General features: G+C 58.8%; 9 protein-coding genes. All 9 read left to right on the plus strand.

Features of this window, described 5'->3' with window-relative positions:
- Positions 1–2 precede the first annotated feature (2 nt).
- From pglX (ETQ85_RS05705) to brxL, 9 genes are read left to right on the plus strand one after another with little or no spacing between them, the layout of a single operon-like run.
- Positions 3–1,832 (plus strand): BREX-1 system adenine-specific DNA-methyltransferase PglX, encoded by a 1,830-nt coding sequence (gene pglX / locus ETQ85_RS05705; RefSeq protein ID WP_148578092.1) that lies wholly within the window; start codon positions 3–5, stop codon positions 1,830–1,832.
- Positions 1,829–2,974: an AAA family ATPase gene (locus ETQ85_RS05710; RefSeq protein WP_148578093.1), complete on the plus strand. Its 1,146-nt coding sequence runs from the start codon at positions 1,829–1,831 to the stop codon at positions 2,972–2,974. Before pglX (ETQ85_RS05705) ends, ETQ85_RS05710 begins: the two co-directional genes overlap by 4 nt.
- A complete protein-coding gene (locus ETQ85_RS05715; protein WP_148578094.1) occupies positions 2,971–3,486 on the plus strand; it encodes a hypothetical protein in 516 nt (171 codons plus the stop codon). The genes ETQ85_RS05710 and ETQ85_RS05715 overlap by 4 nt, the downstream gene beginning before the upstream one ends.
- Positions 3,487–3,513: 27 nt before the next feature.
- Positions 3,514–4,875, plus strand: coding sequence for an SIR2 family protein (locus tag ETQ85_RS05720; RefSeq protein WP_148578095.1), 1,362 nt, complete (start codon positions 3,514–3,516; stop codon positions 4,873–4,875).
- The gene (locus ETQ85_RS05725; protein WP_148578096.1) at positions 4,872–6,980 is read left to right on the plus strand and encodes an ATP-binding protein; all 2,109 of its coding nucleotides are present in this window, start codon (positions 4,872–4,874) and stop codon (positions 6,978–6,980) included. Before ETQ85_RS05720 ends, ETQ85_RS05725 begins: the two co-directional genes overlap by 4 nt.
- On the plus strand, positions 6,973–8,757 hold the full coding sequence (gene pglX / locus ETQ85_RS05730) for a BREX-1 system adenine-specific DNA-methyltransferase PglX (RefSeq protein WP_222862069.1): 1,785 nt from the start codon (positions 6,973–6,975) through the stop codon (positions 8,755–8,757). Before ETQ85_RS05725 ends, pglX (ETQ85_RS05730) begins: the two co-directional genes overlap by 8 nt.
- A gap of 2 nt (positions 8,758–8,759) precedes the next feature.
- On the plus strand, positions 8,760–9,800 hold the full coding sequence (locus ETQ85_RS05735) for a PDDEXK nuclease domain-containing protein (protein WP_148578098.1): 1,041 nt from the start codon (positions 8,760–8,762) through the stop codon (positions 9,798–9,800).
- Positions 9,797–12,307 carry a BREX-1 system phosphatase PglZ type A gene (gene pglZ, locus ETQ85_RS05740; RefSeq protein WP_148578099.1) on the plus strand — a complete coding sequence of 837 codons (2,511 nt, stop codon included), beginning with the start codon at positions 9,797–9,799 and terminating at the stop codon, positions 12,305–12,307. Before ETQ85_RS05735 ends, pglZ begins: the two co-directional genes overlap by 4 nt.
- Positions 12,308–12,328: 21 nt before the next feature.
- Positions 12,329–14,446 (plus strand): BREX system Lon protease-like protein BrxL, encoded by a 2,118-nt coding sequence (gene brxL, locus ETQ85_RS05745; protein WP_148578100.1) that lies wholly within the window; start codon positions 12,329–12,331, stop codon positions 14,444–14,446.
- The last annotated feature ends 34 nt before the right edge of the window (positions 14,447–14,480 follow it).

The raw sequence follows: 14,480 nt of genomic DNA on the forward strand, positions 1-14,480 counted from the left end.
CCATGGATACCAGCAAACTCAAAAAATTCGCCCAGTTCGCCCGTCGCACCCTGGGCAAGCAAGTGAGCGCCAAGCTGACCTTGGTGCTGTCGGAAGGCAGTGCAGCGCGTCGCGAAAGTGCGTCGACCGTCAAGAAGCTGGAAGACGCTATCAAGAGCTACGGCAAGGAACAGGTCATCGACCGAGTGGCCTACACCTGGTTCAACCGTTTCTGCGCGCTGCGTTTCATGGACGTGAACCGCTACACGCGCATCGGCATCGTGTCACCTGCCGAAGGTCAGTTCCAGCCGGAAATCCTGCTGGAAGCCAAGATGGGCCACATCGAAGAGGAGATGGTGCCCGCCAAGACGCAGCAACTCGTGGCCGATCTGCTGGCGGGCAAGAGCCCCAGCCATGATCCGCAAGGCGAGGCCTACCGCCTGCTGGTGGTGGCTGCCTGTAACGCGTGGCATCAGGCAATGCCCTTCTTGTTCGAGCGCATCGACGACTACACCGAGTTGTTGATGCCCGACGACCTGCTCTCGGGCAACTCCATCTTGGCCTACACCCGCGAGGCCATGACGCCTTCAGCCTGCAAGGACTTGGCTACGGGCGAGCCAATTGTCGAAGTCATCGGCTGGCTATACCAGTTCTACATCTCCGAGAAGAAGGATGCCGTCTTCGAAGGGCTGAAAAAAAACCAGAAGATCACCCCCGAGAACATCCCGGCCGCGACCCAGCTGTTCACGCCGCATTGGATCGTGCGCTACCTGGTGGACAACTCGCTTGGGCGCCTGTGGCTGCTCAACTGCCCCAACTCAAAGTTGGCCGAGCAGATGGCCTACTACATCCCGCCCGAGAAGCCGGAGACCGACTTCCTTCGCATCAATGGGCCCGAAGACATCAAGGTCTGCGACCCTGCCTGTGGCTCTGGCCACATGCTCACGTACGCCTTTGACCTGCTGTACGCCATCTACGAAGAAGAGGGTTACGACGCAGCCGAGATCCCGGAAAAGATCCTGACGCACAACCTTTACGGCATTGAGCTCGACGAACGTGCCGGCGAATTGGCCGCCTTCGCCCTGACCATGAAGGCACGCGCCCGCCAGCGTCGCTTCTTTAACAAGCGCGTCAAGCCCAACATCACCGTGCTGGAGAAGGTGGAGTTCAGCCGCCAAGAACTAGACGAGTACATGGGCCATGTAGGCCGCGACCTGTTCACCTACGGCCTGCGCGAAACGTTGCAGCAGTTCAGCGAGGCCGACAACTTCGGCTCGCTGATCGTGCCCAAGGTGGGCAACGTCGCCGACGTGTTGGCCACGCTGGAAACCAAGGACATGGCCGGCAACCTCTTTCTGGCCGAAACACATCAGCGCGTGCTCAAGGTGCTGCGCATGGCCGAAGCCCTGGGCCCTCGCTATGCCGTGGTGGTGGCCAACCCGCCCTACATGGGCGGCAAAGGGATGAATGGACGGCTGAGCACATGGGCCAAGGAGAACTACCCAAACAGCAAGTCCGACCTGTTTGCCATGTTCATCGAGCGCAATCTGGATCTGACGGTGAAAGCTGGCGAGGTTGCCATGATCACCATGCAGAGCTGGATGTTCCTGTCGTCCTTCGAAGCTTTGCGCAGTCGCATCCTGGACCAGCACACCATTCTCTCGATGGCCCACCTGGGTGCCCGGGCCTTCGACAGCATCGGCGGTGAAGTGGTGTCCACGACCGCCTTTGTGCTGGAGAACACGCACAAGCCGGAGTACCGAGGAGCGTATCTGCGCCTGGTGGACGGCAACTCGGAAGCGGAAAAGATGGAGATGATGGTCAAGGCCATCGCTCAAGGCAGGGCGGCATGATCACTCAACTGCAGCTCAAGAATTTCACCGCCTTCACTGAGTTGGCCATCGACTTCTCGCCTGGCATCAACATCATCATCGGCGAGAACGGCACTGGGAAAACTCAGCTTCTTAAGGCCATTCGCGCTTTGAGCGGAGCGTGGGCGCATGGGGAAAATGCAGATGAGCAGTTAGCGCAGAAGCTCTGCCGACTCTATCTTCCGCTTAGCGAGAAAGTGGGAGGGCTGCGTCGCTCTGGGTCACGTAGAAAAGCCTTGCTCAGTGCCAACTTTAATTCGGGGCGGGATGTTACTGCGGCCTTTGGAGGATCTGATACTGCAGTCCGTATCACAAGCAATGGGAACATCACTCCTGCCGAAGCACTCTTCATCCCAACGAAAGAAGTGCTATCCCTAGCTCGTGGCTTGAATTCTGGCAAGGCAGATGACGAGACTATCAATTTAATCTTCGACGACAGCTACATCGATTTAGCTAAGCTACTTTTCAATAGAGTTGAAGGAAACCTATCCAAAAGGATTCAGGAGGACCCTCGCCTCTCCAGCATCGTACCAAGGATAACCAAATTGATTGGAGGGAGGTACATTCTCAAGAAGGGCCATATCTGCTTTCAGGCTGGCCAGTATGAGGAAAAGGTTGGCCAATCCGTACAGAACGAAGAAACATCAGCACAGGTATTCAAGAGCTCCAAAATTCAATTCACTCCTTCAGAGTCGGCATTAGTTTCTAGCGCAATGACTGCTGAGGGATTTAGAAAAATTGGGATGCTGCAGCGCCTGCTCAGCAACGGCAGCCTCAACCCTGGCACCACCGGCCCGCTGCTGTGGGACGAGCCTGAATCCAACCTCAACCCCAAGCTGATGCGGGATCTGGTGCAGGCCCTGCTGGAACTCGCCCGCAACGGGCAGCAAGTCATCCTGGCCACACACGACTACGTGCTGCTCAAGTGGTTCGACCTGCTGATGGACAAGGGTAAGGGCGATCAGGTGCGTTTCCATGTGCTGTCCCGCGATGCCGACACCGGCCAGGTGCGTCGCGACAGCATGGACGACTACCGCGCCATTGAGCCGAATGCCATCGCCGAGACCTTCAATGAGCTGACCAAGGAACAGGTCGCTCGCAAGATGGGAGGTCTGGGCAAATGAAGCTGCGCGAGCGCGACTTGGAAATCGACTTCACCGATGCCATTGACGCAATTGTCTTTGACCAGATGAAAGCCGATCAGCCGGGCTATCACGGCATCGGACAAATGCACCGCGTCGATTTTGTGGTCGAGCTTGAGGCTGCCATTGTCTTCGTCGAGGTGAAGGACCCGGGCAACCCCAAGGCTCAGGCTGAGGGTTTGGCAAAGTTTCATGGCGAGCTGCAAGACGGAACGCTCAGCGACACCTTTGCCGCCAAGTTCATCGACACCTTCCTGTACCGCTGGGCCGAGGAGTGCCTGCAAAAGCCGGTTCACTACGTCAGCCTGGTCACGCTCGAAGACAACGAGCTTCTGCCGAACTTCTCGGACGAGATCGCCAAGAAGCTTCCACCGATGGGCAAGTCTGTTCCGCGCTGGAAACGCCAGCTGGTGGAGAACTGCCAGGTGTTCAACATCGAGCTTTGGAACGCGAGCTTTCCGAAATGGCCGGCAGCGCGCGTCGCGAAGGTGTAGCAACAAATCAAGCCCAGGGAGAGAAGAATGACTGTCAACACGCTCAAGATTCGCGATGACCATCAGCCGCTGAGGTTCACGGCAGAAGGTGACGCGTTCAAGCTCCAAGATGGCTCGCAAGCCGCTTGGCTCACCGGCAAGACTTTCGGGCGCAAGGAGCTCCGCAACCGTATAGAGCCGTGGCTGACATCGTTGTTCCAGTCAGAGCATCTGTCGCTGCTCGCTGGTTCGGGCCTCACCCACGCAGTGCATTACCTGGCAGCTGGCAAGGGTGCCGCAGGCATGGGCGCCTTGGCGCTAAGTCACCATCAAACCGAAATCAATCAGGCTGCCGCGAAAGCAGCAGAAGCCGCCGGGCGTGAGAAGGGCAATTTAGAGGACCAGCTACGCGTTGCCAACGAGCTGTTGCGTGGTCTGGAGATCCTGCAGCAGAAGACAGAAGCCGAAGCTCTGCGCACTGAGCTTCAGACCGGCATGCGGGACTTCGCCAAGTCGATCCTGAAGAGCGAAGAAGGAATTGCCGGGGCTGCTGAGGACAAGCGCGAGGAGGCGTTCAACACCCTCGTCACCTTCCTGATGAGCTTCGCCAGTCGCACCGGGGTGCGTGACCGGCTGAACATCTTCACCACCAACTACGACCGGCTGATCGAGGCGGGGGCGGAGTTGGCCGGGCTGCATCTGCTGGACCGCTTCCTGGGCAAGCTGATGCCCATCTTCCGGTCTTCTCGCCTGGATCTGGACATGCACTACAACCCGCCCGGCATCCGTGGTGAGCCGCGCTATCTGGAAGGGGTGGCCCGCTACACCAAGCTGCATGGCTCGGTGGATTGGGTGCAGACGGGCAAAGACATCCGCCGTATCGGTTTGCCGTTCGGAGCCGCCAGCGTTGAACCCTATCTGCAGGCGCCCGGCCTGAGCGAAGCCTCGGCGCACGAGCTGATGATCTACCCCAACGCTGCCAAGGACAGGGAAACGGCGGACTACCCCTATGTAGAGCTGTTCCGCGACCTCGCGGCAGCGGTGTGCCGCCCGAACAGCACGCTGGTGACCTACGGCTACAGCTTTGGCGATGAGCACATCAACCGCGTCATCCGCGACATGCTCACCATCCCCTCGACGCATCTGGTGGTGATCTCGTATGACGATCCATTGGGTCGGATCATGCAGACGTACCAAGAGCTGGGCCGGCCCTCCCAGATCAGCCTGTTGATCGGCCCGGCATTGGCAGACCTAACCACGCTGACCGAGCACTACTTGCCTAAGCCTGCCATCGACAAGACCACCTTCCGCATGAGCGAACTGCTCAAGCAGCGCATGGGAACAGAGCCTCAATCTGCCAAAACCGCAGCCCCAGAGGTGGGTGCGTCTGACGAGAGTGACCTCGCATGAGCATGTCCCCTCTGGCTTATGCCGACTCGCTACGCATCGGCACCATTGACTTCGTCTCTCCGGACGAAATCAAGGTGCTGCTCGACATCGAGGCGCCCGATGGCGTGGCTCTCAATACCGGCACGCCGCGTCCTTTCCCACGCATCAACGGCTATGTGTTGATCCCCAGTGACGAAGGGCATCTGGTCGCTCAAGTCGAGTGGATCACCATCGAGCGTTCGCAATACCCCAAGCGCAAAGGCATGCAGGACTTCGGGCTGGTGGACTTGCCCTACCCCTTGCGGAAGATGAGCCTTAACCCGCTGGGGGTGCTGGCTTACGAGCGCCAAGACGCTCACGGCCATGACATTTATCGCTTCCGGCGCGGCGTCGAAAGTTACCCCACCGTCGGCGATGCAGTGCTACTGCCTACGCAAAGCCAGCTACGCGCCATCGTCGAGTCCGGTGACAACCGCCAAGTGCTGATTGGCACCAGCCCGCTAGCAGCCAATGCCGAGGTCAAGATCGACCCGGACCGCCTGTTTGGCCGCCATCTGGCGGTACTGGGCAACACCGGCAGCGGTAAGTCCTGCTCGGTCGCAGGCTTGATCCGTTGGTCGATGGATGAGGCCCGCAAGGCCCGTGGCGGCTCAGACCCCAATGCCCGCTTCATCGTGCTCGACCCCAATGGCGAGTACGCCAACACCTTCCGCGACATGAGCAAGGTGCGGGTGTTTGCCGTCGAGCCTAGCGCAGGCGTTGAACAGCTGCAGATCCCGCTGTGGTTCTGGAACAGTGCCGAATGGGGGGCTTTTACCCAGGCGAGCGCCAAGACGCAGCGGCCGACCTTGGTGCAGGCGCTTCGATCAGTCCGCGACGGCGTGTTCGGCGCGACGGTGACACCTAGCCATGAGATGCGCCGCTATCTGCGCACGCTCGTTTCGGCGATTCAAATCGAAAGAAATTCGGGGAACCCGTGGAAAGGTGCTGGGCCTGCAAAAGGCTTCCGTGATCGATTGATCCGATGGAAAGAGGGCTTGGCCGACAACGCTTCCTTCGATGCGGCGGAAAGCTCTGCGTTGAATGGTTTGATTCAACACATCACCACGCTCTTGGCTGCACATGGAGGGGATTGGCCAGCAATTTTCACCCCTCAAGAGATCGGCGCACTAATCGGCGTGCTGAGCAGCACGCATTCTGTGTTTGGTGGCAGCGACACCGACATCCTCCCGATCGACGCAGACGTGCCGCGCCCCTTCACCGGCGACCAGCTTCTCCGCAGTGTTGAAGCCACGGCCGAACTGCTCGGTGTCTCCGATTACGTCGAGACCATGCAGATGCGCATTCGCACCCTGCTGTCGGACAGCCGCATGAAGATCGTTTCGGGCACCTCCCAGGACCTCACGCTGGACGACTGGCTGCGCAACTACATCGGCGACAACCAGGCGTCGAACGGCTCGGTCACCGTCATCGACCTCTCGCTGGTACCTGCCGAGGTCGTGCACATCATCACGGCAGTGATCGCACGCATGACGCTGGAGGCGCTCCAGCGCTACCGCAAGCTGCACCACGGCAAGACCTTGCCCACCGTGCTGGTGATGGAAGAGGCGCACACCTTCATCAAGCGCTACCACGACGACGCGGAGAACCAGAACTCGGCCGCCATCTGCTGCCAAGTGTTTGAAAAAATCGCCCGAGAAGGGCGCAAGTTCGGGCTGGGCCTGGTGCTGTCCTCCCAGCGCCCCAGCGAGCTGTCGCCCACGGTGCTGTCCCAGTGCAATAGCTATCTGCTGCATCGCATCAGCAACGACCGCGACCAGGAACTGGTGCACAAGCTGGTGCCCGACAACCTGCGCGGCCTGCTGCGCGACTTGCCCTCGCTGCCTTCCCGTCACGCCATTTTGCTTGGCTGGGCGTCGGAACTGCCGGTACTGGTGCAGATGAACGCGCTGCCCGAGCAGCATCGGCCGAAATCGGATGACCCAGACTTCTGGGCGGTGTGGTCAGGCAAGGACACTAAAGGCGAAGCGGTCGAGCGCGCTGTGGATTGGAAAACGATTGCCAATGACTGGCAGCAGATTGGTACGCCAGTCGAGGAACAAGATTTGGAGAATACAAATGAGTAACAGCCAAGCCCACACTGCTGAGCAGTGTATGAAGAAGTATTTCTTTCGAGCTTCATCCCTAGATTTCAGAGTGATCCCGGGAAACCCAATTGCATACTGGATAAACGATCAGCTTCGCAATATATTTAATGGAGCATCGTTGTCGGAGCACTTCCAAACTCGCCTTGGCTTATCAACTGCAAATAATGATCGTTTCTTGAGAAATTGGCATGAAGTGAATTTCGCGGCTATTTTGTTTGACTGCCCAAGCAGAAATAGGGCGCTCGAGAGTGGTATCACGTGGTTTCCCTATGAAAAGGGTGGCTCCTTTAGAAAATGGTTTGGAAACCACGACCTCCTTGTCAACTGGAGAAATGACGGCGAAGAAGTAAGAAACTTCGGTGCCGACGAAGGGAAAATTAGATCCCACAATTACAACTTGGATTTTATCTTCAAAGAGGGCATAACCTGGTCTGATGTAACATCGGGAACCAATGCATTTAGGCTTATGCCAGAAGGCTTCTTATTTGATGGCCGGGGGTCGTCTGGATTTGTCCGGGAGCGTCAGTTCACCAATAGGATTTTAGGTCTATTGAATTCGACCGTATCGACTTACGCGATATCGGTAATAAATCCTACCATTGCTGTAAACGTTGGGGAGATTGCGAAACTTCCGTTTCCGAGCTTGGATGGAGATGCAAGCGCGCATGTTGATAAGACTGTACGCATGCTTACGAGGGTACATCGAGCAGATTGGGACAGTTATGAAACTTCCTGGGACTTCACTAGCCTCCCGCTGCTGCATTCCGATTACTGCCTCCCCAAGCTGAAGGGTAGCTACCAGAAGCTCCGCGCCCACTGGCGCGAGATGACACTGGAAATGCAGCGCCTGGAGGAAGAAAACAACCGCATCTTCATCGACACCTACGGCCTCCAGGAGGAACTGACGCCCGAAGTGCCCTTGAACGAAATCACGCTCACCTGTAACCCGCATTACCGCTACGGCGGTGACAAGAGCGAGGAAGAACTGGAATCCCTGCTGCTGGCCGACACCTTGCGAGAGCTAGTGAGCTATGCCGTGGGCTGCATGCTCGGCCGCTACAGCCTGGACAAGCCGGGGCTGATCCTGGCCAACCAGGGCGAGACGCAGGCCGACTACCTGGCCCAGGTGCCGGAGCCTAGCTTCCCGGTCGATGACGACAACGTGATCCCGGTGCTGGATGGTGATTGGTTTGCCGACGACGTCACGCTGCGCTTCCGCCAGTTCCTGCGCGTGGCGTTTGGCGAAACGCATTACGAAGACAATCTGGCTTTCATCGAGCAGGCGCTGAACGTCAAGGGCAAGCGCAATTACGGCTTGCGCGACTACTTCCTGAGCGAGTTCTATACCGACCATGTGAAGCGCTACAAGAAGCGGCCCATCTACTGGCTGTTCAGCAGCCCCAAGGGCAGCTTCAACGCGCTGATCTACATGCACCGCTACCGCCCGGACACGGTGAGCGTGGTACTGAAGTACCTGCGCGACTATCGCGAAAAACTTGTTACCGAGAAGGAGCGTCAGGCCTCGACGAGCATTAACCCCGCCACCAGCCAGGGCGACAAGACCCGCGCATTGAAGGAAGCCGACCGCCTGGCCAAGGTGCTGGCTGAGTTGGAGGACTACGAGCGCGATGTGCTCTACCCGCTGGCCACCGAGCAAAAGGCCATCGACCTGGATGACGGCGTGAAGGTGAACTACCTGAAGTTCGGCGCGGCACTCAAGAAGATCACCGGGCTGGATGCCAAGGAAGAGGATTGAGCATGAGCCAGCCACCTTTGCCTGCCCCGGCATTACCAGCCGACTATGCCCCTCTGCTGAGTGCGCTGAAAGAACGGGTTCGGGCCGCGCAATACGCGGCGCTGAAGGCGGTCAACACCGAGCTGGTGGGTCTGTACTGGGATATTGGACGCGTGCTGGTGGAGCGGCAGGCTGGCGATACCTGGGGCAAGGGCGTGGTGCAACAGTTGGCGACCGACTTGCAGCTGGCGTTTCCGGGTGTGAGCGGCTTCTCGGCCTCCAACCTGTGGCGCATGCGGGCGTTTTTTGAAGCGTACCAAGGCCTCGAAAAACTCGCACCACTGGTGCGAGAAGTGGGCTGGAGCCACAACCTGGTGATTCTGGAGCGTTGCAACAACGCGCTCCAACGCGAGTTCTACCTGCGCATGACGCGCAAGATGGGCTGGTCCAAGAACGTGCTGATCCACCAGATCAACAACCAAAGCTACGAGAAGTCGCTGCTGGGCCAGACCAACTTTGATCAGGCGCTGACCGCCGAGCTGCGCGCCCAGGCCAAGCTGGCGGTGAAAGACGAGTACACCTTCGACTTTCTGGAGCTGGGCGCCGAGCACAGCGAGCGCGAGCTGGAGCGGGCGCTGATTGGCCGCATCGAGGACTTTCTGCGGGCCATGGGCAGCATGTTCGCCTTCATGGGCAGCCAGTATCGGCTGGAGGTGGATGGGCGCGAGTTCTTCATCGACCTGCTGCTTTTCCATCGCCGCCTGCGCTGCCTGGTGGCCATTGAGCTGAAGGTGGGGGAATTCCAGCCCGAGTTCGTCGGCAAGATGCAGTTCTATCTGGCGGCGCTCGACCGGCAACTCCGCCAGGCGGATGAGAACCCGTCGATCGGTATCATCCTGTGCAAGGAAAAGAGCCGCACCATTGTGGAATACGCCCTGCACGATGCCAACAAGCCCATCGGCGTAGCCACCTACCAGATCACCAGCACGCTGCCGCAAGACCTGGCCGGGCAATTGCCCCCGCCCGAGGCCATTGCCGCGCTGCTGGAAGGAATCGAGAAATGAGCAATGCCAAGATCCAGCAGGCGCTGGGCAATCTGTTTGACAAGCAGCGCATCGTGTTCTGGTACGACACGCGGCGCGAGTTTCGCGCTGACTTCGAGGCACTGAGCCTGCCCGGCGTGGAAAAGATCGAGCTGGCCAACAACGAGTTTGGCGTGAAGTACCGTGTGCTGCGTGAGCAGCCGGAGCAGAAGTTCCTGTTGTTCAAAGACGGGCCAGAACCGGAGTTCCTGGCGAACTGGCTGCTGGATGTGCAATTGGCCAGCGGTAGCACCTTCCGCACCGATCAGGTGGCCTTATGGCTGGCCGAGCTGGGGTTGGGGCCCGATGCCTACCCCTTGCTGGAGGCTCATGTTGCCTTCTTTGAGGCCACCAAGCGGCGTGAAAGACTGAAAGAGTTGCTGGAGCCTGGTGACAGCGACAATACCGTGCGCCAGAAGATGCTGGCCGTGTGCGTGGGGAACGATGACCCGCGCCTGGACGAGATGCTGGAAGTCCTGTTGGCCGAACTGGCCAGCGGCTCCGATACACGCAGCAAGCTGATGGAGCGCAGCGGCCTGAACGAGCATTTCTGGGAGTTGATGAAGCGTGCCTACGGCTACATCAGTGAGCAACCGGGCTTGCAGGATTTTGTGATCGAACTCTTCAAGAGTTGCTTCCTCAGTGAGGTGGATGTCGAGTTCAAACCCCGCCTTACATCAGAGGCAAAGGTGTTCATCCGGCGCTGGAAAGACAGCCGCTCGCACGCGCAGGCTTTCGAGGCGCTGTCTGCCCAGTGTGCCGACATCCTTCAGATCGAGGACAAGCTTCAGGGTCTTGAATACCGTGCGCTGATGTCTGTGGATGAGTTCGAAACCATAGACCGCAAGATCCTGAGCGAGCTGGTGCGTGAGGTGAACTCTCGCACGGTCAGCGCGCAAGAGGTGGAGCAATGGGTTCGCCAGCGTCGGCAAGGGCACTGGTTTGAACGATACCAGCATGTGTACCAGGCCATCGAACACGCGGCGCAGTTCGTGCAGGCGCTGGAGCTGACGCAACTGGAGATGGACTCCCTGGCGGACGGCATTCACAAGTATACCCAAAGCTGGTTCCGACTCGACCAGCGCTACCGCAAGTTCATTCACCATGCGCGCGAATCGGGTCAGGCCTCGCTGTTGCAGGCACTGAGCCAACAGGTGGAAAACCTGTACACCAACAACTTCCTGTCGCACCTGAACGTGCGCTGGCAACGCTTTGTGGACGCTTGCCAGCAGTGGGAGGCCGCCCCGGTGGTGAGCCAGGCCACTTTCTTTGGGCGCTTTGTGCAGCCCTATCTGGAGCGCAAGGGCAAGGTGTGCGTGTTGATCTCTGACGCCTTCCGCTACGAGGTGGGGGAAGAGCTGCAAAGCCTCATTCGCCGCGAAAACCGGTTTGATGCAGAGCTGACGCCAGCTCTGTCCCGCCTGCCGAGTTACACCCAGTTGGGCATGGCATCCCTGCTACCGCACAAGACACTGCAGATCGTAGAGGAAGGTAGCGGCGAGGTCATGGCCGATGGCATCAGCGCTACCGGCACCGCCAACCGCGCCCGCATCCTGGCTCAGACGGTGGCCTCATCCACTGCCGTGCTGGCCAAAGATGTCCTCGCCATGGGCAAGGAGGATTCACGGGCCTTGGTGCGCGACCATGATGTCGTGTATGTCTATCACAACCTGATCGACAAGACTGGCGACACGCGGGACACGGAAGAGCGCGTTTTTGGAGCGGCAGAAGAAACACTGGAAGAGTTGCTGCGGGTGATCAAGAAGCTAGCCAATGCTAATGCCAACAACATCGTAGTAACCGCAGACCACGGCTTCATCTACCAGCATCACCCGCTGCAGGACAGCGACTTCCTCAGCACAGAACCCAGCGGCGACGAGATCCTCTACACCGATCGGCGCTTTGTGCTTGGGCGAGGTCTGCGCGAAAGCAGCAGCTTCAAGACCTTTCAGCCCGATCAACTGGGCCTGGCTGGCAACTTGCAGGTACAGATCCCGAAATCGATCAATCGCTTGCGCCTGAAAGGCTCGGGCAGCCGCTTCGTGCATGGCGGCGCCACCTTGCAAGAAGTGGTGATCCCGGTCATCAGCATCAACAAGAAGCGCCAGAGCGATGTGGGCAAGGTGGAGGTGGAGTTGATTGGCGGCGGCGGCAAGACCATCACGACGGGGCAGCTGGCTGTGGTGCTGTACCAGACCGAACCCGTCACCGACAAACGCCATCCGCGCCGCTTGCGTGTCGGCCTGTACTCGCTGGCAGGCGAGGCGATTTCGGACGTGCAGGAGTTGGGCTTCGACATGGCGTCCGGCAACCCGCGTGAACGGGAGGTCACGGTGCGCTTCATCCTCAGTCGCAAGGCCGACGACTACAACAACCAACAGGTGGAGCTGCGCATGGACGAGCCGGTGGACGGCACATCCCACTACACGCGCTACCAGTCCGCGCGGTACACGATTCGCCGCTCGTTCACCTGCGAGTTCGATTTCTAAGAATATGGCGAGGGGGCAGACATGAGCCAACTGGACGACAAGATCAATCAACACTTCGCTGGGCTGGTGGTTCGCAAGGACCTTGTCAAGATGGTGAAGGGCAACGCCATCGTGCCCACCTACGTGCTGGAGTACCTGCTCGGCCAGTATTGCGCAACCAACGACGAGACCACCATTCAGGCGGGCATCGACACGGTGCGCGAAATCCTGCGCAAGCATTATGTGCATCGCAACGAGGCGGGGCTGGTGCGCTCCACCATCAAGGAGAAGGGGCGGCATAAGGTCATCGACCGCATCAGTGTGGCGCTGAACGACAAGTCGGATGCCTATGAGGCCGAGTTTGCCAACCTGGGCATCAAAAAGGTGATCATCGACTCAGCCACGGTGAAGGCCCACCCCAAGCTACTTGTGGGCGGCGTGTGGTGCATCGCCGAGCTGGAGTACCTGTTCACCGAAGACAAGAATGCGACGCCTTGGGTGCTGTCCTCCATCAAGCCGATTCAGCTCTCGCACTTCGACTTCCATGGCTATGTGGAGGCCCGCAAGCAGTTCACCACGGACGAGTGGATTGACCTGCTGATCCAGAGCGTGGGCTTTAACCCGCAGATGTTCGGCAAGCGCAACAAGCTCAGCCAACTGGTGCGGCTCATTCCCTTCTGCGAGCGTAACTTCAACCTGATCGAGCTGGGCCCCAAGGGCACTGGCAAGTCGCACATCTACTCGGAGTTTTCACCGCACGGCATTCTGATCTCCGGTGGTGAGGTGACCGTGCCTAAGCTGTTCGTACACAACGGCACGGGCAAGTTGGGCCTGGTGGGCTATTGGGACGTTGTGGCCTTTGACGAATTCGCCGGCAAGCAAAAGCGCGTGGACAAGGCGCTGGTGGACATCATGAAAAACTACATGGCCAACAAGTCGTTTTCGCGCGGGGTGGAAACGCTGGGCGCGGAGGCCAGCATGGTTTTCGTGGGCAATACCGACCACACGGTGCCCTATATGCTCAAGCATTCGGACCTCTTCGACCCGCTGCCCGAGAAGTTCCATGACTCGGCCTTTCTGGATCGCATCCACAGCTACATCCCGGGCTGGGAGGTTGATGTGATTCGCGGGGAGATGTTCTCCAGCGGCTACGGCTTCGTGGTGGACTACTTGGCTGAGATTCTTCGTTCCTTGCGCAGCCATGACTTCTCTGACCGGTATAAGGCGCACTTCCGGCTGTCGGATGACATCTCAACCCGTGACCGCGATGGCATCAACAAGACCTTCTCGGGTCTGATGAAAATTCTGTACCCGCAGGGCGATGCGAGTGTCGAAGAAATCGAAGAGCTGCTTCGGGTCGCGATCGAGGGACGCAAGAGAGTCAAGGATCAGCTCCTGCGCATCGATGCAACTTATCCCGCCGTTCGTTTTGCCTACTTCGATCCACAAGGGGCAGAGCGCCTGGTGACGACGCTCGAAGAACAGGAGTACCCCGGCGCCTACCATCGCAAATTGGCGGACGACGGTGCGGCTGAGCCCGCACCTGACCTGACAGTGCCATCTGGGGGAGCCGCTGCCATTTCCCAAGCGCGCACCCAAGAAAGCGCCAATCCAGATCAGACGCCCGAGCCCACGCTCAAGGAGCAGCACCGGGTCTTTCAGGAAAACCAGCGTGGGGTGACGTTCGACCAGTTGTTTGGCCCCTATTTGGTCGGCGCAAAGCGCATCATCGTGACCGACCCTTATTTGCGTACTTTCTATCAGCAACGCAACCTGATGGAACTACTAGAAACAATCAGCCGATTTGCTCGTCCGGAAGATGAAGTGGCTGTTCATGTTGTCACCGTCGAAGACGAATTCAATGGCGAGCGCCAGACCGAGAACTTTCAGAAGATGTCTGATGCCTGCGCCAGCATCGGCATCCAGTTTTCTTGGGCCTTCGACACCACCGGCACCAAGCACGACCGCGACATAACCACTGACCATGGTTGGAAAGTCGTGCTCAGCCGGGGACTCGATGTGTTTCAGCGCTGCGAACTGAACGACGCCTTCAGCTTTGCCAACCGTATGCAGCAACATCGTCAGTGCAAGGAGTTCAATGTGACGTTCGTGAAATTGCAATGCCAAGCACCGGCGAACCCATCTTCCCCGGCTTTTTAGTCGCCCCTGAGCAACCCGCCGGCCCCTTTCCCCG

It is taken from the genome of Zoogloea oleivorans (assembly GCF_008107625.1).
Classification (GTDB): Bacteria; Pseudomonadota; Gammaproteobacteria; order Burkholderiales; family Rhodocyclaceae; genus Zoogloea; species Zoogloea oleivorans.